This is a genomic window from Syntrophaceae bacterium (assembly GCA_013177825.1).
Lineage (GTDB): Bacteria > Desulfobacterota > Syntrophia > Syntrophales > PHBD01 > PHBD01.
Map to the genome: position 1 here is coordinate 122,202 of JABLXX010000002.1, position 22,595 is coordinate 144,796.

A 22,595-nucleotide genomic window follows, 5' to 3' on the forward strand; every position below is an offset into this window, starting at 1 on the left:
TGGCCGTCCAGGTGACCGCCATGGGGAATGCCATCGCCAACACGGTGAAGGCGAGGATCTCCGGCTCCACGGTGAACGCCGCGGGCGACGTCTCGCTCCTGGCGCAGGACATCGCGCCCAGCCTGATCCCGACGTGGATCGTGCCCGCCGACCAGGCGGCCACGCTGAACGAAAACCTGGCCGGCTCGCCCGTCGACCTCACCGGGAACATCCTGGCGGTGATGGTCAGCGTGGCCGGGACCGGCGGCGTCGCCGTCAACGGCGCCCTCTCGGGGAATGTGATCAACAATACCGTCCTGACGGAGATCGACGGCTCCACCGTCCACACGGCCGGCGGGGCGGACACGGTCGAGACGTTCAACCCGGACGGTACGGTCAGCATTGCCGACGACACGATCGACCTGGGAGCCGGCCACGGCCTCCGGACCGGCGACGCGGTGGTCTACGACAGCGGCGTGGGGACGGCCATCGGCGGCCTCACGGACGGCGCGACCTATTTCGTCATCGAGGTCGCCGGCGACGCGAACAAGGTGAAACTGGCCGCCAGCGCGGCCGATGCATACGACGGTGTTACCATCGACCTCAAGGCGGGAGCGACGGGGGCTGCCCACAGCCTGAACCGGGAGAACAACAGCGTGTTCCTGAACGCCCGGTCGAAGGCGGGAATCGCCGCCCTGACCGTGGGTGTGGCCGGTTCCGGCGCCGTGGCGGTGAACGCCACGGGCTTCGGGAACGTCATCACGAACAGCGCCACGTCCACCATCAAGGGCGCCTCCCACGTCCACGCCGGAGGACTGGCGGACCTGACGGCCACGGACACCTCGCTGGTCCGCTCCCTGGCCGTGAGCATCGCCGGCTCGGCGGTCGGCGTCGGCGCCCTCATCGGGGCGAACGTGATCACCAACACGGTGGGCAGCGAGATCACCGGCTCCACGGTCATCACCGGGGCCATCCTGAACCTGCACGCCGAATCCGATGCGGGCATCCTCGGCTTCACCGGCGGAGTCGGGGCCGGCGGCGTCGGCGTGATCCTGTCGCTCTCGGCGAACGTCATCACCACCACGACAAAGGCGTACATCAACGCCGCATCCGACGTGGACGCCACCGGCACGGTGAGCCTCCTGGCGAAGAACACCTCCAGCATCGACGCCCTGGCCATCGGCGTCGCCGCCGGCGGGGCGGCGATCGGCGTGGCCCTGGCGGCCAACGTCATCACCAACACAATCGACGCGGCCATCAGCGGCTCCGCAGTGGATGTCACCGCCGGCGGCCTGAACGTCACCGCCGAGTCGTCGGCCATCATCCGGGCCCTGGCCATGGGCGTGTCCGCGGGCGGATTCGCCGTCAACGTCTCGGTCCTGGGGAATGTGATCGTCAACACCGTCACCGCCAGGATCACCGGCTCCACCGTCTACGCCTACGACGATGTCAGCCTGACGGCGCGGGACATCGCACCAAGCATCATCCCCGACTGGATCGTGCCGTCCGACGACCAGGACGACCTCGACGGCTTCCTGGCCGACTCTCCGGCGGACCTGACCAACGCCAACATCCTGGCGGTCCTGGTCGGTGTGGCCGGCGCCGGCAGCACGGCCGTCAACGTGTCCCTCTCGGGGAACAGCATCACCAACACGATCGCCGCGGACATCGTCGGCTCGACGGTCCGGTCCGGCGTGAGCGCCGCCGGGGCCACGACCCATGCCGGGTCCGACGTGTCGCTCGGCGCCCTGTCGGGATCGCGCATCCTCGCCATCACGGCGGGCGTCGGCGCCTCCGGCGACGTGGCCGTGAACTTCACCGGCTTCGGGAACCTGATCGGCGTCGGCAACGTGAATCCCGACGTCGAGGCGGCCATCAAGGGCGGCTCCTACGTCCGCACGAGCGGCGCCGTGAACCTGAGCGCCCTCGACGAATCCAGCATCATCACCGTCGGGCTCAGCATCGCCGCCTCCGGCGGTGTGGCCGTCAGCGGCGTCGTCGGGTACAACCGGATCGAGAACAGCCTGCTGGCGCAGGTCGCCGGCTCCACGGTCATCGCCGGGACGAGCCTGGCGCTGACCGCCCGGTCCGACGCCTACATCTTCAGCTTCGTCGGCGGCGTATCCGGCTCCGGCATCGTGGCCGCGCAGTTGTCCGTGACGGTCAACGACATCGACAACGACGTCGAGGCCTCCATCGTCAACGCCGTTGTCGACACGGTCGACACCCGCTCGACCGTGAACACCGGGCTGAGCGTGTCCCTCACGGCGCGGGATGCCTCCACCATCGACTCGATGGCGATCGGCCTCGCCGCGTCCGGCATCGTGGGAGCCGGGGGAGCGCTGTCCAAGAACTTCATCGGCAACGCCGTCGCGACGTCCGTCACGTCGTCGGACGTCACGGCCGGCTTGAATGTCTACCTGACCTCGGAGACGATCGCCGTCATCCGCTCCTTCGCGGCGGGACTCGCCGGCGGCGGGGCCGGCGCCCTCCAGGCGTCGATCACCCTGAACGAGCTTAGGAACTCCACCACCGCCGTCATTACCGGATCCACCGTGACGGCGGGCTACACGATCCAGGTCTCCGCGTCGGACAAGGCGCCCGCCTCGGTCCCGGACTACACGACGAGCATGCTGATCCCCACGGACGTGATCGCCGACATCCTGGATCTCGTGTCCGACACGGGGGTCTCCAAGACCGCGAACATCCTCTCCTTCGCCGGCAGCATCGGCGGGGCGGGCCTGGCGGCGGGCAGCGCGGCGGCCTCGGACAACGACATCGAGAACACCATTGAGGCCAGGATCACGAACTCCACGGTGACGTCCACCTACTCGGACGTGGTCGTCATGGCCGAGTCGAGCGCCAAGATCGTCTCCCTGGCGGCGGGCATCGGTGCAGCGGGAATCGCCGCCCTGAGCGCCTCCGTGACGACGAACGACATCGCCAACACGACCACCGCCGCCATCACCGGGACATCGACCGTCTCGGCGGGGGACGACGTGCATGTCGAGGCCACGAGCGGCGCCACGATCGACTCCGCGGCCATGACCCTCTCCGGCGCCCTTGTTGCGGCCCTCGGAGCGTCCGTGGTCACGAACACCGCCGGCAACACCACGAAGGCCTACGTGGACGGCACGTCGGCCGCCCAGAAGGCGAGGATCACGAAGGCCGACCAGGTCTCCATCAGCGCCTCCTCCACGACCGCCCTCAACGGCGTCAGCCTGGGGGCCAGCATCGGGATGGTGGCGGCGGGCGCCATGGTTTCCCGGTCCACCGTGGACGGAACCACCTGGGCCTACGTCGGGGACTACACGGAGATCGGCCAGCAGGCGGGCAGCAGCGTCGGCTCGCTCAGCATCGCCGCGACATCGACCGACTCCGCCATCACGAAGGCCTACGCCGTCTCGGCGGGCATCGGGGCCGGAACGGGCAACGACGCCAAGTCGACCATCACACCCGACACCAGGGCTTCCATCGGCAACACCTCCCTCCGCGTGACCGGGGCCGTGGACGTGGCCGCCCAGGCCAGCGTCAGCGCCTATGCCGAGACCTACGGCGTCAGCGCCGGAGCCCTGTCCGTGGGCGTGTCCCTGGCGGAGGCCACCGTGTCCCCCGAGGTCAAGGCCTACGTGGGAGGGAGCGGCTCGACCATCCGCGCCGGCAGCCTGTATGTTTCCGCGACGGAGACCTACCCCACGAGCGGCTATGCCGCCAAGACCTACGCGACCGGCTCCTCCGGCGGCCTCATCGGGATCAACGCCACGGAGAGCACCGCCTCGAACACGGGAACCGTCTCGAGCTACGTGGCTGACGGAACCACGCTGGTCGTTGCGGACTCCATCGCCATCCAGGCGACCGGCGACAGCAAGCAGTACGCCTCCTCCGACAGCAACACCTACGGCCTGATCGCCGCGGGCGGCAACGTGTCCGACGCCGTCTCGAACGTGACGACGAGCGCCTACCTGGGCAACGGCGTCACCGTCAGCTCCGGCACCGCCATCGGCGGCCTGACCGACGGCGGGACGTATTACGCGATCGTCGACAGCAAGCGGCCCTTCACGCCCGCGACGGCCATCAGCGACAGCTGGATCAACCTGGGCTCGGGCCACGGACTCCAGACGGGCGACACGGTCGTCTACCGCACCGGCAGCTCGACAAACACCGCCGTCGGCGGGCTCACGGCGGGCCAGGAGTACTATGTCGAGGTCAGCACGAGCGATCCGGCCCTGGTCCGGCTCTACACCCTGGTTGTGGATGTCGGGACCGGAAACCTCGTCAAGGGCACCCTCGTGACCCTCGACGCCTCCGTCGCCACCGGCACCGGGCACCGCCTGGACATCGTCAACCCCAGGCTGATCAAGCTGGCGTCCTCCTTCTCGAACGCAACGGCGGACACGCCGGTGGCCATCGACCTCTCCGCGCCGGCCGTGGCGGGGTCCGAGAACACCGTCACGCCGGTCTCCAGCGCCGGCACGGCGACGGCCATCGCGTTCTCCCCGGAGACGGACCTCAACGCCACGAGGAACACGATCGACGTCGGCACGGACAGCGGCCTCTACTCGGGTAAGGCGGTGGTCTACAGCAAGGGGGCGGGCCCCACGCTGACCATCACGGCCACCGGCGATGACTACAACTTCGCGAAGTCCGAGGCCGGAAGCGGCGGCCTCGTGGCCGGCTCGGGCGCCGAATCGAACGTCACCGCCACGAGCTCCACCAGCGCGGCCGTCGCCGACGACACGAACACCGCCGACGCGGTCCGGACCACGCTGGACGTGTCGAGCCTGGCCATCCGGGCGCAGCACACCGCCCGCTTCGACAGCCAGACAAACACGATCCAGGCCTCCGCCGTCGGCTTCAGCGGCTCCTGGGCCACCAACGTCGTGACCTCCACGGTGGACGCCAAGATCGGCGACAACGCCCTGGTCACGACCCAGGACCTCACCATCGACGCGATCAATACGACGCGGAAGAACCTGCTGGGGGCCGACGAGTACAACGTCGAGGCGGGCTCCGGCGGCGTCCTGCAGGGCAATGCCGCGGAGAGCGAGACGGACATCGCCAACCGGACCTACGCCAGCGTGGGCGCCGGCGCCGACATCACGGTGACGGGGGACGTCTACAACCCCGGTGATTTCCGCCTGACCACCTACAATGACGTCGAGGGGTACGACGACGTCCGGCTGGACTCCGGCGGCCTGATCGTCGGCTCCGGGGCGACCTCGGCGATCCGGGCCGACGTCAACGACGGCATCGTGACCATCGAGGACGGGGCCACCATCGACACGGTGGGCGAAGTCAACCTAGAGTCCCGGACCCGCGGCGTGCTGAAGGTGGAGCCCCAGGTCCACACCTACGGCCTCGCCTCGGCGGCCGTCATCGACGGCATGGCCCGCATCCACAGCAACAACCAGGTCTCCGTCGGCGCCAACGTCGACATCCTGGCCATGGGGGATATCAACCTCCTGGCGGGACGGGACCATTACGGCGTCCTGAATTACTTCTACGTGACGTCCCACGGGGACGAGCTGAACGCGTCGGCCGTTCCCATCAGCGACCTCCAGTCCCACGGCGAGATCGTCCAGACCCTGGGCGTCTCCGTCGGCACGGGGTCGTCGCTGCGCACCGCCCGGGACGCGAATCTCCTCATGGATGAGACCGGCACCGCCCAGATCTGGGCGTACGGCAGCGGCAAGAACTGGATGACCGCCCTGGCCAGCGGCATCGACGCCATGTGCGGCTCCGACGGCATCTCCGAGGAGATGAAGGGCGGAACGTCCACCCTCGAGGCCCACAGCACCGCCACCGTCAACGGCACCATCGAGGTCGGCATCATGAAGGACCTCGCGCTGGTCATCGGCCTGGACGGGACCGCATCGGTGCAGAACGGGATCACCTTCACCACGACCCAGGAATCGATGGTCTCGAACCTGGTGGAGGAGCTGAACCGCTGGTACGAGCTCCTGGCGGACTACTCCGGCGACCCGACCACGACCGCCGCCTACCAGGTGGAGATCAACCGCATCCTGGCGGATCTCACGGCCATGGGCCTGACCGAGACGGTCACGGAGAACGGGAACACCTACACGGTCTACACCGGCTCCTACGTGGTGCCTTACATCACCGTGGACGACATCTGGGCGCAGGCGGGCACCATCAACGTCTGGGCCGACAACTTCTACGGCAGCGGACAACTCCTCGCGGAAGGGGACATCACCGTTTCGATCACCAACAACAGCCCGTCCTTCCTGCGGATCAACCGGATCACGATTCCCGACACCATCGGCGGCGTCCGCTTCAACTCCCAGTCGGTCAGCTCCAACGCGGCCATCGCCGACCTGAACGCGACAGGTTCGGCCTCGTCGTTTACGAGCATTCTCACCTCGACCACCGGGGCGGCACCGGTCATCAACATCACGAATACCTTCGACGCGGGCGACCCGGTCTACTCCGGCACGGACTATGAAGACAGCCTGACCCCGGACGTCGAGCTGACGGGGGAAATCGACGCCATCCTGGCGACGGTCACCATCAGGAGCGAGGGGAGCGTCGTCTCCACGGCCAGCATCGACGCCGGAACGCTGTACATCATCAGCGGCGTCGATTTCGTCCAGACCTACACCGATTCGCTCTACAGCGTCGCCAACCCGGGGACGGTCTGGACCGCGGTCTCGAACATCGCCCAGAACGCGAAGGTCGATACCACGGTGAACGGCCTCAGCACCGGGACGGCCCTGGAACAGGCCGTCTACAGCGTCCTCCACCCGGATGCGAGCCAGGTCTCCAACATCATCGCGGCCAACAACGTCTACATCAGCGCCCGGTACCTCAACATCAACGGGGTGATCCAGAGCGGCATCGCCGAAAGGGCGGTGACGATCGCCGCAGCCGAGCAGGCCGCCATCGACGCGGCGGAGACCGCCTACTCGCAGTACCGCTCCGGCGCCCGGGCCGCCGCGGCCGCCACCGCCGCCACCGCCGGCCTGACGACGGAAGACTTCAAGTACTTCAAGCTGGCCAACACCGGCACCGAGAACATCGACGTCTTCTGGAACGCCGAGCTCGACCGGCTGGAGCTGGAAGACGTGAAGATCCAGGGGGGCTACATCGAGCTCTTCGGCCAGATCCTCAGCACCGGCAGCGGGCAGATCAAGGTCCTGGACGGCTACGGCAAGATCACCGTCACCAACCAGACCTCCAACACCCTGGTGACGAACCTCCTCGACACGGGCCAGGGGGTGGAGGGGCTCATCCGGATCACCGACACGTCGCCGGACTACCTCATCGGCGGCCTGCCGCGGGTGACGGAGTACCGGTACGTAAGCGGTCAGGTCGTCAAGACCGTGTTCGCCCCGGGTGGCGTTTCGGTGGGCACGACGACGCAGGGCGCCGCCGGGACCAACGAGGTCCAGGTCATCGCCATGGACGCGGCGGTGACCGGCGGGACCTTCACGCTGACCTTCAACGGCCAGACGACGGCCGCCCTCGCCTGGAACGCCACGGCGGCCCAGGTTCAGGCGGCGCTGTCCGCCCTGTCCACCATCGGCGCCGGCAACGTCTCGGTCAGCCTCAATGGGAGCGGCGACTGGGTCGTGACCTTCCAGAGCGCCCTGGGCGGCACCAACGTCAACCCGATCCGGACCGACGGCAGCGCCCTGCTTGCCGGGGCCGCAGCGTCCACGGACGGGCGGACGGCCGTCTACACCCCCCAGGCGGGCATGCGGTACTACTGGGCCAACGGCCAGGACTACAGCATCCAGACCAGCACCACCTACGCCTCGTCGGACTGGCTGGGCATCGACTCCCTCGTGGCGGATCCCGATAACATCGTCGAAGGCCCGACCCGGACCCAGGTCGGGCAGATCCGCCGGCTCGAGGACGGGACCTACGTGACCGACACGGACAGCGGCGACTACGGCTACGGCTACGACTATTCATACGACTACGTGCAGATCACGCAGAGCACGTCCACGTATACCTGGGCCGGCAACATCGTTACGGTCACCTCCGCGGATCCCCACCTGATGAGCACCGGCCAGAAGGTCCTCCTGGACTTCACCTCTGGAGACGCCGTCAACAAGGACGGGACCTTCACGGTGACCGTGATCGACGACTATTCGTATCGGTTCCTCCTGTTTGGCGCCGGAACGGGGGGAGACGTCACCGTGACCCGGGTCCAGCGGAACACGTGGGAGGACTCCACCTGGTACGGGAAGACCACGTACTACTGCAAGGAGACCCTCACGACGCCCTACAAGGACATTCACGTCCAGAGCGTCCGCGCCGACCGCGACATCGGCATCGCCTTCATCGGCTACGAGGCGGGGGACTCGAACATCCGCGTGACGGTCACCTCCGTGGGCAGCGTCCTGGTGAACGACTCGATCCAGAACCCGGAAGGGACGACGAGCCTCACCAGCAGCAGCGGGCAGCTCCGGCTCATCAACGACACGGCGGTCGTTGGCGGGCGGAACATCTCCCTGGGCGCATCCACCGGCATCGGGGCGGACCGGACCCTGCGGACGAACCTGAACGACGGCTACACCGGGACCCTGAGCGCGGTGACAACGACCGGCGACATCGACATCCGGGAGATCTCGGGCGACCTGATTGTCGACCAGGTCACGACCTCCAAGACGACCACGACCACCACCAGCAACGTCACCCTGACCGCCCACGGCGACATCCTGGGGAAGGACGCCTCGAACCTGGTTCGGGGCCAGAAGGTGACGCTGACGGCCACTTACGGAGACATCGGCACCCTGGGAACGGGAGGAACGGCCGTCACTCCCGGCGCGGGCGCCCAGGCCCTCCGGATCGACACGGGCGACGCGGACGACCACTCCTTGACGGCGACGGCGGTGGGCGATGTCAACATCACGGAGACCACCGGGACGCTGCACCTGAACAGCGTGGTGACGGACGGGAGCGTCCGCATCACCGTGGAAAGCGGCGGACTGACGGACGCCAACTCCAACGAGGTCCGGGACGACCGCACGTGGGCGCAGCTCTTGGCCCTGTACGAGCGGATGATGGCCACGGGCGACGCGGCGGACGAGAGCGTCGCCGCGACCATTGCCGCCTACGAGGCCCTCAAGACCCAGGAATACCAGACCTACTGGCGATACCGGAACTCCGTCGGCGGCAGCTACGACCCCTCGCAGACGATCGCCCTGTCGGATGCCGAAATCGACTGGTACACGGACTATTACACGGGCCAGGGGAAAACGGCCGGCGAGATCGCCATCGCCCTCCAGACCCTCGTGAACGCCCGGACCGCCTCGTACCACGTCCTCCACAGGACCTACGGCGACGTCTCGGCGACCTATGATTCAAGCTGGTCCTATGATGTGGACGACGTCGCTCTCCATGATCGCGTCGGGTCCGCCGAGATCAGCGGCAGTGCCGTCGAGCTGACCAGCCACGTCTTCACGACCGGCCAGGCGGTGGTCTACCACGCCGGGGGCGGCGCCATCGACGGGCTCGTCGACGGCACCATCTACTACGTCGTCGTGGATGCATCCAATGCGAGCGTGATCCGCCTCGCCGCGACCCTGGCCGACGCCGGCACGAACACGACGCTCGGCTTCACCTGGGTGAGCGGCGCCAGCCATTGGTTCTCCGACGGCGATGTCCTTTCGCAGCGGGCGAAGTGGAGCGAGGCCCAGCTGAAGAACTCCATCAGTGCCAGCATCCTGAGGCCGAAGACGGTCTCCGGCACGTCGTCGACCATCGAGGATCCGAACATTACCGGCTCCGAGGTCGCGCTGGTGGTGTCCGGGGAGATCGGCTCCGCCGATGTCACCATGGACATCACCCTGGCCGACATCAACGCCGGGCTCACAGAAGAGCAGAAGGTCGCCCTCGCCGCCGCGGAGAAGCAGGACGTCACGTTCTACGACACCGACGGGAACGTCATGGCGCCGGACGACGTGGGCAAGACGTTCGCCCGCCTCCACATCAACGTGAAGAACGACGTCGACTTCAAAACGGAGGGCCTGCTCACCGTCTCGGCGGGCACCGGCGCGAATCTCGGCTCCGAACAGACCGCCGACGTCCGGGTCGACCGGATCACGAGCACCGCCGGCGAGGTGCGCCTGAAAGTCCAGGGGAACATCGTCAACGCCCGGACCGACGGCGGCTACAACGTGCGGAGTGACGGTGCGGTCCTGGAGGCCGAGGACGGCAGCATCGGAACATCCGCGAAGTCGTTCCTGATCGACATGATCGAGGCGGGCAGGACTGGTGCGCTCACCGCCCGTGCCAAGACCGACGTCTATCTCCGGGAGACCTCCGGCGACCTGTACGTGTCGTCGGTGTACGCGGGGACGTTCATCGACCTGCGATCCGAGCGGTCCCTGCTGGATGCCGATGCGGACGACGCGACGACCCGGACCTGGAACATCTACAGCCCTGATGCATACCTCCTGGCGGGGGCGAGCGGCACCATCGGCGCTGACGGCAGTGCGCTGGAGACGGACCTCCAGGGTGGGGTGCTCAATGCCGACGCGGGCCAGAGCATCTACCTGTACGAGTCGGCCGGCAACCTGGTCGTCGGGGTGATCAAATCGGCCAGCGCCAACGTCAACCTGGGGGCCGCCCTGTCTATCCACGACAACGACGAGGGCGTGGAGGGAAACCCCTCACCCGACGTCATCGGCAACAGCATCATCCTGACGGCGGGGTTCGAAATCGGCGCTGCGAATGACTACCTGGACATCGACACGGCCTTCTCCGGAGCCGGGACGCTCACCTCGACCAGCGAGTTCAATACCTTCCTTATCGAGATTTCGTCCAAGGCGACGCCCGGCGCGGGCGACGAAGACCTGAGCCTGTACTCCGTCGCGACCAACGCCGGGACAGCCTTCATCACCGCGCCCACCGGGAGCATCTACAACGGGCGGTCCGACGGCGGGTCGAACGTCGTCTCCGGTAAGACCTACCTCTTCGCCGGCCTGAACATCGGCGCAGAAGACAAGCGGATCATGACCCTCGTGGACAACATCGAGGGCCTGGCCACCTCGGGGAGCACCTGGATCACGAACACCTCGGACCTCACCGTGGGCGGAGTCGTCCCCGGAAGCGAGCAGGGATTCCTGGGCGGCGGCGCCGTCAACATCACCGCGAGCTGCACCATCGACGTGACGGAAGACGTGATCTCGGAGGCGGATTCCATTGTCCTGACCGCGACCGAGCGGGCGGCGGACGTCGACGACCTGATCGTCCGGGACGGCATCACCGTCTGGTCGAAAACGAGCTATGTGACGCTGCGTGCCGGCGACGACGTGACGCTGGAAGAGGGCAGCTTCGTCCTGGCGGCGGGCAAGGTCACCATCAGCGGCGACTACGGGAGCGCCGACGCGGCCGGCACGACCATCCGCCTCCTGGGCGTGGTCGGCGGCAGCGAGGTCGAGGTGAACGGGAACGCCGACGACGACACGATCATCCTCGAGCGGACCCACGACACCGTCGTCTACCCGAACGCCGGCGTGCAGGCGGCGGTGGAGGGCACCTACGGCAACGTGACCAACGTCTATGCCTACGCCGGGAACGACACGGTCACCCTCCGCTCCGTCGACGGCCAGACGAACGTCTACGGAGGCGACGGGGAGGACCTGCTCACCGCCGACACGCTCAAGACGCTGACCAGCAGCAAGTACGCAACGCGCGACGCCCTGAACCTGGACGGCCAGGCCGGGACGGACCGCTACGTCGTCAACGCCTCCGGGACCGGCGACTACATCGTCAACGTCACCGACACCGGGGCCCCGGACGACGGCACGGACACGCTGACCGTCAACGGCACGGCGGACGACGACGACTTCCTCCTCCGGAAGACCTTCGTGGCGGTCCTCCATGGCTCCTATGACGGTGGGTACTCCGCCGACGTCGAGCGCATCAACTACGACACGAGCATCAACGGCCGGCTGATCGTTGCCGGCGGCATCGGCGCGGATTCGTTCTTCACCGACGACAACTCCGCCATCACCACCCTGGACGGCGGTGCCGGGGCCGACTATTTCCAGATTGGACAGCTCTTCGGCTCCCTGCGCGATGTGGCCGCCAACATCGCCGTGGGCGACGTCTTCGAGACCATCGAGACGACCATGGGCTTCCTCAGCCGGGGGATCAGCTACGCGACGACCGTCTACGGCGGCAGCGGCAACGACACGTTCTCGGTCTACAACAACATCGCCAAGCTCCGCCTGGAGGGCGGCGACGGGAACGACGAGTTCGTGGTCCGGGCCTTCATCATGCTGCATTCCTTCGACCCGGAGCAGCAGCTCACCGAGGTGGACGGCGGCATCGGCGACGACTACATCCAGTACAGCATCAAGTCGCCCATCAGCATCAACGGCGGAGCGGGCTACGACCGCGTAGTGGCCCTGGGCACCGAGGCGAACGACGTCTTCGTCGTCACCTCCTACGGGATCTTCGGCGCCGGCATCAACATCACCCTGGACGGCGTCGAGGAGGCCCTCGAGGTGGACGGGCTGGAGGGCGACGACACGATCTTCGTCCTCAGCACTGCGGCCAACATGGTGACGACGATCATCGGCGGACTCGGGAACGACACGGTCAACGTGGCGGGCGACGTGACGGGAACGGTCATCAGCGCCGAGCTGGAGGGGAGAAGCGGCGTCATCAACCACAGCGTCACGAGCGACGACCCCGCCTACGACGGGCTCCTCGTGGACGGCATCGCCCTCAACGTGGCCGACGCGGAAACGGGCGCGGTCGTCATCACGGAGAGCGGCGGCGGCACGGTGGTGGACGAGGATGTGGCGGGCTCCGTGGACACCTACACGATCTCCCTGGCGACGGCGTCCCTCGATCCGGTTGAGGCGGGCGATGTGGCCTACATCACCGTCTCCGCGGCCAAGTCGGAGTCGGAAGAGGGCGCCCTCGGGGCGGACACGGTCCTCCTGTCCACCGACGGCGTCAACTACTACGACGCGCTGGTCCTGACCTTCGACATCACGAACTGGACGGACAGCCAGACGATCTGGGTGAAGGCTGTCTCCGACGCCGTCTCCGAGGGCGAGCGGAACGTCACCGTGAGCCACAGCGTCATCAGCAACCGCGCCGACCTGGACAAGGCCAGGATCAACGACGTGATGGTGAAGGTCCAGGACGACGACAAGGCGGGCCTCGTCATCGTCGAGAGCGGGAACAACACGCAGGCCCTGGAGGGAGCCACCGACACCTTCACCGTGCGGCTGACACACGCGGTTGCCGCCGGCGAGACGGTCACGGTCGACCTGGCATACAATGCAGGGCAGCTCTCCCTCGACACGGCGACACTCACCTTCGACAGCACGAACTGGAACATCGCACAGACGGTCACCGTGACGGCCGTGGACGACGCCACGGCGGAAAACACGCAGACCTCGGTGATCACCGCCACGGTGACGAGCACCGATCCGGGATTCACCGTCAGCGAGAAGCCGACGGTCAACGTGACCGTCGTCGACAACGACTCCGCCGGCGCCCTGATCACCCAGACGGACGGCTCCACGCGCGTGGTCCAGGGCGACGCCACGGGCGACACCTACAGCATCGTCCTGACGAAGGCACCGGCCGCGGGCACAACCGTCACCGTGAAGATCCTCACGGACGGGCAGACGGTCGTCTCCAGCGCCGACGCCCGCTTCAATTCCACGGACGGAACGGTCACCTTCACAGAGGCGGACTGGAACGTCGCCGCGGTGATCACGGTCAAGGCCACGGACGGGGCACCCACGGAAAACAACTTCGAGATGTCCTTCCCGCTGATGTCCCACACCCTGAATCGGATCCAGGGCCCCCTCGTCGTCGAGGGCGGCGTCGGGCCCGAGGATCGCTCCGTGAAGCCGGGCGTGACCCTCCCCGGGGAACTGAACCCGGACCTTCCCGAGGTCGTGATCGACGTCGACGAGTCCACCATGACGGACACGCTGAACGTGTACAACGACGCCAGCGTCTCCGACGACACGGGGGTGATGTCGACGCTTCAGCTGCACACCGATTACAGCGTGAAGGCAGATGGAACCGTGTCGGCGACCCTGATCGGCGGCCTCGGCATGGGGACGGACCTCGTCGTGAACAAGGGCACGGAGGCGGCCCCCGACCTGTTCACCTACAAGGGTGGCATTGCCTATACGAACCTCGAAGTCGCCGAAGTGCTCCTCGGGACGGGGAGCGACACCTTCACGGTAACGGGCACGCGGGCCGGGACGGCCACGGCCGTCCACGGCGGCGGCGGTGCCGACACCCTGATCGTCACGGGCGGCGGTGGGTCGGCCTCGCCCCTGGTCCTGTACGGCGACACCTCCGAGGACGGCAGCCGCTACACCTCGACGGGCGGCACCCCCTCCAGTTCCGGCATCCGGTTCGATACCCCCGGGGCCGATACGATCGATGCATCCGCCTCAAACGACGGCGTTGTGATCTACGGCGGTCCCGGCGACGACCTGATCAACGGCAGCCAGGGGAACGACCAGATCGCCGGCGGCCTGGGCGACGACACGATCGACGGGCAGGCCGGGAACGACATCATCTACGGCGATTCAGGGTTCAATACCACGCTGTCGAGCCGCACCCTCACGGTGCCGACGACGGAAACCCCGGGGACCGACACGATCGAGGGCGGCGCCGGCAACGACATCATCTTCGGCGACCACGGGATCGTCACCCAGGCGGCCTCCGGGCTTCTGGGCACGGGCGGCGTCAACCGGATCGAGACAACAAGCGAGGCGGCCGGCCTGGGCGACACGATCCACGGCGGCGACGGCGACGACCGTATCTTCGGCGGCCTCGGGGCCGACGCGATCGAGGGGAACGGCGGCAACGACACGATCTTCGGCGACCACGGGGTCATGGACTACGTCTCGCGCGATGCGGACAACACGACCGCCGACCTGGCCTACACGCGGAACACGGCGTCCGGCGGCATCGACACGATTTACGGAAACGCCGGCGACGACACGATTTTCGGCGGCGTCGAGGCCGACCTGCTCTACGGAGGCAACGGCTCGGGCGGTGCCTCCGTCGTCGGCAGCGACAAGGATACCGTCATCGGCGACTTCGGCCGGATCACCTTCGCCGCCGGTGTCGTCTCCGCCACGGAGACCATCGATCCCGGCCAGGGGGCCAACGACACGATCGAAGGGAATGCAGACAACGACATCCTCATGGGCGGTTTCGGGTCCGACATGATCGACACGGGCCTCGGGAACGACATCGTCTTCGGAGACAACGCGCGGATCGACCACGGCACCGACGGCGCACCGAAGTTCCTGGCAACGACCGACACAGCGGCGAATCCGGCCTTCGGCGGCGCCGACACAATCACCGCCGGCGACGGGGACAACGCGATCCTGGGAGGCATGGGCGCGGACCGGATCACGGTCGGCTCCGGGCGGAGCATCATCTTCGGCGACAACGGCACGATCCGTTACGTGGGTTCGGCGGGACATCTCGTACCGGTCCTTGCCATTTCCACACAGCCTGGAAGCGGCGGCGACGACACCATCGTCGCGGGGAACGGCAACAAGCACGTGATCGCGGGCTTCGGGGACGATATGGTCACAACCGCCGGCGGCGACGACATCCTCATCGGCGACAACGGCGAGATCCAGTATGAGAGCGGCATTCCGTCCCTCGTCCGGTCCATCGATCCCACCAGCGGCGGCGATGACGAGATGAGGAGCGGGACCGGCAGCGACATCCTCATCGGCGGCACCGCCAGCGACCACATGTACGGCGGGGATGACAACGACGTCCTGATCGGAGACGGGGGGCAGGTCACCCTGACCTCCGGCGAATGGCTCTACGTCGAGACGATCGATCACCACAGCGGCGGCGGCGACGACTATCTCGACAGCGGCTCCGGAGAAGACATCATGTTCGGCGGCGAGATCAGCAACACCTTCGTCGGCACCCTGGGCCAGGACGTCATGGTCGGAACCTACGGCCGGGTCACCATCATGGCCGGCAAGGTGCAGTCCCTGGTCCGCCTCGACAGCATCGACCTGATCACCAATACCATGACATCCCTCGAGGATGGCACGAACGCAGAGTCCGAATCGCTCTGGAGTGGTACCTCCCCGGGAATGGGCGGACAGTCCGGGTCCGGCGGGGAGGAGAACGGAATGGCGCCGGGGGGGACCGGAGGCACGAATTTCGGCTCCTTCTTCTCGACCGGATCGACACTGCCGGGTGTCTGGGTGGCGACGAGCTACGGAACGGAGCTCATGAGGCTGGGCGACGCCGATCTCTTCCAGGATGGGGAGGGGCACAGCGACAGCTATGAGGTTTCGCAGGGCGGATCGTCCGGCGATTCCGGTTCGGGACAGGGAGCGAATGACCGGGGCTCGGATTCGGGAGCGGGACAGGGAGCTTCCGGTCAGCAGGGCGAGGGAGGCCAGACCTCCGGAGAAGGGACCTCCGGTGAAACGGGTGACGGGCAGCAGACGGGCGACGGCGCCGCCGGCGGACAGGGGGCGCAGGGCCAGGGCGGCGAAGGCGGCGGTCCGCAGGAACCGGAGCCCGGCGACGAAGGCTCGGCGGCCGTGGACGACGGGACGGATCTCGACCGCACGGTCGACATGGGGGCCGGAGCGGCGATGGCGGGCCTCCTGGGCTGGAAGGTCATCTCCGGCGGGGACCTCGGAAAGAGTGGCGTCATCGACCGGCAGTCGTTCAAGGATCTCGCGGAGAAGCAGGAAAAGAAGCGCTTCAAGACATGGAAGAGCGCTGGATCCTGGAAATGACGGCCGGCTCCTGCGGCATCAAGCCCCGCCCGCAAGGCGGGGCTTGTTTTTCGATCCGGCAGACAGCCGGAGGCGCCCTGCCAGGGTGAACGGATGGCGAACCTGAAGGCGGAACTCATTCACATTTTCCTCTCCCCGGCGGGGGAGTTCCATTTTCTCGTCCGGGGAAAGCTGCCGGAAGCGGCGGGGTTCGGCGGACATGACCGTCCGGCCGACAAGAGGATCATCCTGCCGCCCGCTGCCGCGAAACGGCTGGCTCTCGTCCTCGAAGCGGCCGTGGAGGATTACGAGGCGGAATTCGGGCTGGCACCCGAACCGGGCGCGGACCGCTCTCCGGGGGAGGAGCGGCGGCGGATCATCGACTCCGTTCAGGGGGAAAAGGCCCGCCGGCTCATCGACCGGATCGACGGGCTCGGCGTCCACTACGGGTTCGAGCAGTCTTTCAAGATGCTGCCGGGGACGCTCCTGGGCAACCGTTTCCTTGCCGGTTTTCACAGGGAGGCGGCGGGGCGCGGCCTCGAAGGGAAACTGGACGATCTCTGCAGGGCCGTCGGCATGCCGGAGTCCCAGCGGCTGGAATTCCTCCGGGGCCTCCCCGAGGCGAACATCGTGCTGTTCGGCTTCGAAGAAGGCGAAGACACGTCCCTCTACAAGGCCTACCTGGAATATGGACCGGAGTTCCGGCGCGTGATCCGGGATTCCCCGGACGACCCGGGCTCTTTCGTGATCCACCGGGGCTTCAAGTGGGATGCCGGCGACAGCGCCCGCCACACGACGGCCCGCTACCTGTGCCACCCCTCCTGGTCCGTGGAGACGATTCTCCGGCGGCTGTCGGAGTCCTTTTACGGCGGCGGCCGGAATCCGGTATACGGGATTGTCAGGGGAATCGTGGAGACGGCCGCCCGGAGGATGAGGCCCGAAGAGCATCTCTACGTGGAGGTGGAGGAGGAGGGGAATCCCCGGGTATCCTTCGACCTCAACCTGTACCGGGCCAACCTGCTCCTGGGAGAGCTTTACCCGTTCCTGCTCATGATGTGCCGGCACCTGTCGATTGACGAGGAGACGTTCCACCGTGTCTACGAACCGGCGAAGAAGCAGATCTTCGGGCATGTTTCCGGCGGAACCGATCGCCGGGGACGGGATTTCCTGACCGTCTACTACGGCGTGAAGGGAAGCTCCCGGCAGGGGCCCGGAGGACACTGAACGGGAAAACAGAAGAAATGAGGCGCCGGCCCTCGGGACGGGGAGCCGGATCGCGGGGACGGAAATACCGTTCCCGGGAGGGGGAATCGGGGGATCGTGGAGCGCAAGGTTCCGGTCGGGCGTGTCGACCTGGCGAAGTACATCGTCGTCTCCGTCTGGTTCGGCTGCAACAATGCCTGCAACATCTGCATGCTCTCGGACATCCGCGGGACGCTGCCGCCCATCGGCTTCGACCGGTACCGGAAGATCATCCGCGACGTCGTCCGGGAAGAGCGCTTCGAGAACCTGATCCTCTCCGGCGCGGAAGTGACGACCTTCGACGATCTGGACCGGTACGTCCGCTTCGCCACATCCTTCGACTGGTTCCGGAAGATCCAGGTCCAGACGAACGGCCGGCGCCTCGCCGACCGGCGCTACCTGGACAACCTCGTCGCCTGCGGGGTGAACGAGTTCTTCGTCAGCGTCCACGGACTCGAAGAAGTCCATGATGCGATCACCGGTGTGGCGGGATCGTTCCGGGAGACCCTGGCGGGACTCCGGAACCTGGGAGCCTACAGGGGCGTGAACGTGATCACCAATACGGTCCTGAACCAGATCAATGTTCGCGAACTCCGGCCGCTGATGAATTTCCTGGCGGGCCTCCGGACCAGCGAGATCCACCTGTGGAACCTCTTCCCCATGGGAGAGACGGACCGGCAAGACCTCCTGGTGGGTCTCCCGGAGTTCCTGCGGATCCTGCCGGAGATCCTGGAGGAGGTCGGCCCGTCGGGCAAGCCGGTGGTCCTGAAGAGCTTTCCGGAGTGCCTCCCGGCGGGGCCGCCGGCCGTCTTCGACGACTGGTTTCCCGTGACGGTGCTGCCGAACCGGTTCTGGCAGGAATTCGGCCGAAGCGGCTTCGGGAGCTGTGTCCACCGGGAGAAATGCGGGGCCCGGGAATGCTGGGGGCTCTCCAACGCCTACCTGCGGAAATTCGGAGACGAGCGGGAACTCCTGTCGCCCTTCGGTGGGCGGTCCGCCGACCGGTCCCGGGGAGCGGATTGAGGAACGGCCATGGAACGGCGCGAGATCATGACAGCCGGGGATCCCTTCTTCAATTACTGCCTGTGGCAGTACGACCCGGCGGCCCCCTGGGAAGGCAAGATGCGGTCGGCGAACCTGCTGTTCCACTCCTTCGAGCACGCCGGGGCCGACGGGCGGATGTTCGACCTGGTCGATCTTGTCCGGCAGGGTATCGGTCCCTCCATGAGCGTCTGGGGCGTGAAGCGGGCGGGGGAGAGGATCGGCTGGGAATACTATTTCTACGACTACCGGAGGCGGGAGCGGCAGCGGTCCGCGACGAGGGTCCTCCGGGCGATGGCGCCCCTGGTCCGGTCCACGGCGGCCCTCAACGAGGATCAGCACTATTTCATGTTTTCCCTCGACATCGACGATGCGCTGGTTTCGGGGGGCCGGGACCTGGACGAGATCCACATGTACATCGGCAATCCGGGGAGCGCCGTCTCCTCCGGCATCTGCTATTCCGTCACCCCGTCGGGCTCCCGCCTGGAGAACTTCTATTTCTTCTTCGACGCGGCGCGGCACCGGCAGGACATCCTGGCCAAGATCGCCTGCTCCGCCCAGATCGATTCGACGGCCCTCGACCTCGATGCGATCTACCGGCCGGAGCTTCGGGACTGCCGGACCGTCTGCCTGGCGAACAAGCAGCGGAGCGACTGCATCTATTTTTCCGGCATCACCGTGGATCAGTTGATCTTTTTCATGAACTGGCTGGAGTATCCGCGGGGGCTCCGCTCCTTCGTGGAGGAGAACCGGGCGCAGCTCGACCACCTGCTGTACGACGTCGGGTTCGACTACCGGATGGAAGGCGGGCTGTTGAGGATCGAAAAGAGCGGGTACTACGGGATCTTCTAGAGTCATGGCGCAGGGGGCTGCCACGGGGGCTCCCGCCGTCGCGGACTTTTTTTCCACGATCCGTCATCGACGACCAGGAAGGCTGGAGGGATGGAAAAAAAGTCCTAATTGCTCCTCTGGGAACCCCCGGTCGCGCCCCCGCGAAGGTCGGTCGGGGAGGGGGGCTTCCCGGAGCGCGAATAGCGGCTTTTTCGGGGCACCCTGCCGTCGCAGCGCAGCGCCCGCAAAGTCATCTGTCTGAGCGCCGCCAGGCGCGAGTTATGACTTTGCAGCGGAGCGAGACGTTGCAGGGTCGAAAAAACGCTTCTGAGCGCGAGGGAAGTCTCACTCCCGTTCAGGTGCACGCCCCCGTGGCAGCCCCCGCGCCGAGAACGAGTGGACAACGGCTGCTTTTACCCGGCAGGATAACGGCTCCGGATCGCCTCGAGGGCCTGGCGGACCAGGGTGTCGAAATCGGCCCGGCCGTCGAGGACGACATCGGCGCGGAGGGGCACCCGCTCCCGCTGCATCTGAAGCATCCGGCTCACGATGCGGAGGTAGTTGTCGAGGTAGCCGCCGAGCCAGGCGATGAAGGCCCGGGCGTCGTGCTCTCCCCCCGTCATCGGGAAAAGAGTCGTGAATTCCCGGATCTTCCGGGCCAGAGCCACGTCGAGGGGCGTGTCGATCCAGAGCAGGAAGTCGATGAGGGGGGCCGTCGCCGCATGCTCCCGGCCCAGGGGCGTCTCCAGGACGATCCATTTTCCCGTCGCGATCGGGGTGCCGGTCCGGGGATCGGCCACAGCTTCGCCCCGTTTCAGCGCGGCCAGGGCCTCCGCCAGGCCGGGGACGTCCAGGTCGTCGATCCGTGCGCCGTCGTCGATCCAGCGCTCGATGTCGCCGGCGGATCCGCGGGTGGCCTGTTCGTAATGGTCGTAACTGATGAGGGATGCATCCCCCAGTCCGGATGCGATGGCCGTCGAGAGGGATGTCTTTCCTCCCCCGACGGGTGCAGCGATGGCAATGACGGGTATCATGCGGACTCCATGATGGAAACGGGGATTTGGTGAACAAAGTGACGTTGCCCGGTTCGGACCGGGAGTTCGATTATCTCTGTGTGGACGATTTTCTGCCGGATATCCTGACTGCCCGGTGCCTTGGCACGGCCTTCGAGAGCGGCCTTGTCGATTATTTCCTGGAGCGCGGGACGGTCTCTTTCGAAGAGCTGGCGGACCGGTTCCGTGCGGACCGGCGGGGGATGGAGCTGCTTCTGGACCAGCTTATCGCCGGCCGGGTGGTTCTCCGCCGCAACGGAGAGTTCCTGTTGTCGGAGGCATTCCTCCACGCTTTGGCCTATCGGGATCTCCTGGAACTGAAGCTGGAGCTGGCAAACTTCTGCGCCTACGACGTCCTGAGTTATTTCCCCGACTTCGTCTTTCGCCCCCGGGAATTTGCGAAGAAATCGGATTTTTACGGGCTGTTCGCCTACGACCGGTGCAGCGAGCGGAGCGAGGAGGCCGTCCGGGTGGCCCGGCGGTGGATGCGGGTCACGACGGTGCTGACGAAATACGAGGCCCGGGCCTGCCTGAAGTACCACGATTTCGGAGGATGCCGGCGCATCCTGGACGTTGGCGGAAACAGCGGGGAATTCGTCCTCCGGATCTGCCGGAGCCATCCTGGCGTTGAGGCCGCGGTCTTCGATCTGCCGCTGGTCTGCGAGATCGGAGCCGCCCACCTGAGCGGAGAGCCGGAAGCATCGCGGATCTCCTTTGTGAAAGGCAACGCGCTGGTCGATGTCTGGCCGGGCGGTTTCGACCTGGTCAGCTTCAAGTCGATGCTCCACGACTGGCCGGACGAAGCGGCGAAAGAGCTGATGGCCCGGGCCGCCGGCGCCCTCGATCCGGGAGGGACGGTGCTCATCTTCGAGCGGGCCCCCCTGGAGCTTGACGGAAGGCCGCTCCCCTACTCCCTGGTTCCGTTTCTGCTCTTTCATCATAGTTACCGCCCGCCTCGTTTCTACGTGGACCATTTGCGGGCCCTTGGTTTCGGTAAGGTGGAGGTCCGGAAAATCGATCTGGAGATGCCCTTTTTTCTGGTGACGGGCACCCGGTGACCGGGAGCGCGGAATCGTAGCCCGGCGGATCCACCGCCCTGTTGACAGGGCGTATGCAGTCATATAAGAAATTAAAAAAAAAGAGAATCCTGCAAATCAATTTCGAGGAGGAAAGCATGGCAGCAAAAAACGAGAAAACCGTTCAGGCCTCCCTTCCGGGGGCCGATGCGGATAATGTCAAGGCGACAATCCGCTGGGATGTCGCCAAGATGCAGACAACCTACGCCAACGTCTGCAACGTCTCCAGCACCCGCGAGGAGTTCACGCTCCTGTTCGGCATCAACAAGACCTGGAATCCCGAGCAGCGTGAGCTGACGGTGGACATCAGCGACCGCGTCATCCTGAATCCCTTCGCGGCCAAGCGCCTTTCGCTCCTGCTCCGGAACATCGTGCGCCAGCATGAGAGCCGCTTCGGTGAAATCCAGCTGGAAGCCGGCGACAAGCCGGAGGAGAACGCATAACCGGCGGAAACCGCCGACTGTCTCCCGGGGGGCCGCCCGCTCTCCGGGAGGCGGCTTGCCCGCCCCTTTTTTTATACCATTCACCCGTCTCGTCCGAGTCTGCCACGCCGGGCGGCTGCAAGCGACGTCCCGGTGCCGGCCGTTCATCGATGCCAGGTCGTCCCATGCGATTTCCGGGAAATGCCCGGTCCGTCCCCCGGA

Annotated in this window: 7 protein-coding genes (1 of these 7 only partly in view); 6 read left to right on the plus strand and 1 reads right to left on the minus strand. The window is 66.6% G+C overall.

The genetic code is table 11. The features are described from left to right. The 4 genes from HPY65_05475 to HPY65_05490 all read left to right on the plus strand — a co-directional run. Positions 1-16,730 carry the 3' portion of a DUF4347 domain-containing protein gene (locus tag HPY65_05475; GenBank protein ID NPU83919.1) on the plus strand. 15,643 nt of this gene lie to the left of the window's left edge, so only the last 16,730 of its 32,373 coding nucleotides appear in the window; its start codon lies off the left edge, out of view; the stop codon is at positions 16,728-16,730. A gap of 93 nt (positions 16,731-16,823) precedes the next feature. Then, entirely contained in the window at positions 16,824-17,933 is a 1,110-nt protein-coding gene (locus HPY65_05480) for a hypothetical protein (GenBank protein NPU83920.1), read from the plus strand. 96 nt (positions 17,934-18,029) lie between these two features. Further along, positions 18,030-18,974, plus strand: a complete 945-nt coding sequence (locus tag HPY65_05485) for a radical SAM protein (GenBank protein ID NPU83921.1) — start codon at positions 18,030-18,032, stop codon at positions 18,972-18,974. 9 nt (positions 18,975-18,983) lie between these two features. Beyond that, complete coding sequence (locus HPY65_05490; protein NPU83922.1) at positions 18,984-19,844, plus strand: hypothetical protein; 861 nt, start codon at positions 18,984-18,986, stop codon at positions 19,842-19,844. A gap of 392 nt (positions 19,845-20,236) precedes the next feature. Here HPY65_05490 and HPY65_05495 read toward each other — a convergent pair whose 3' ends face one another. Then, complete coding sequence (locus tag HPY65_05495) at positions 20,237-20,857, minus strand: uridine kinase (protein NPU83923.1); 621 nt, start codon at positions 20,855-20,857, stop codon at positions 20,237-20,239. Between the two features lie 29 nt (positions 20,858-20,886). Between HPY65_05495 and HPY65_05500 the strand changes: the two genes are divergently transcribed. Together HPY65_05500 and HPY65_05505 are read left to right on the plus strand one after the other, a co-directional pair. Continuing rightward, positions 20,887-21,933, plus strand: a complete 1,047-nt coding sequence (locus HPY65_05500) for a methyltransferase type 12 (protein ID NPU83924.1) — start codon at positions 20,887-20,889, stop codon at positions 21,931-21,933. 116 nt (positions 21,934-22,049) lie between these two features. Then, complete coding sequence (locus HPY65_05505; protein ID NPU83925.1) at positions 22,050-22,394, plus strand: DUF3467 domain-containing protein; 345 nt, start codon at positions 22,050-22,052, stop codon at positions 22,392-22,394. The last annotated feature ends 201 nt before the right edge of the window (positions 22,395-22,595 follow it).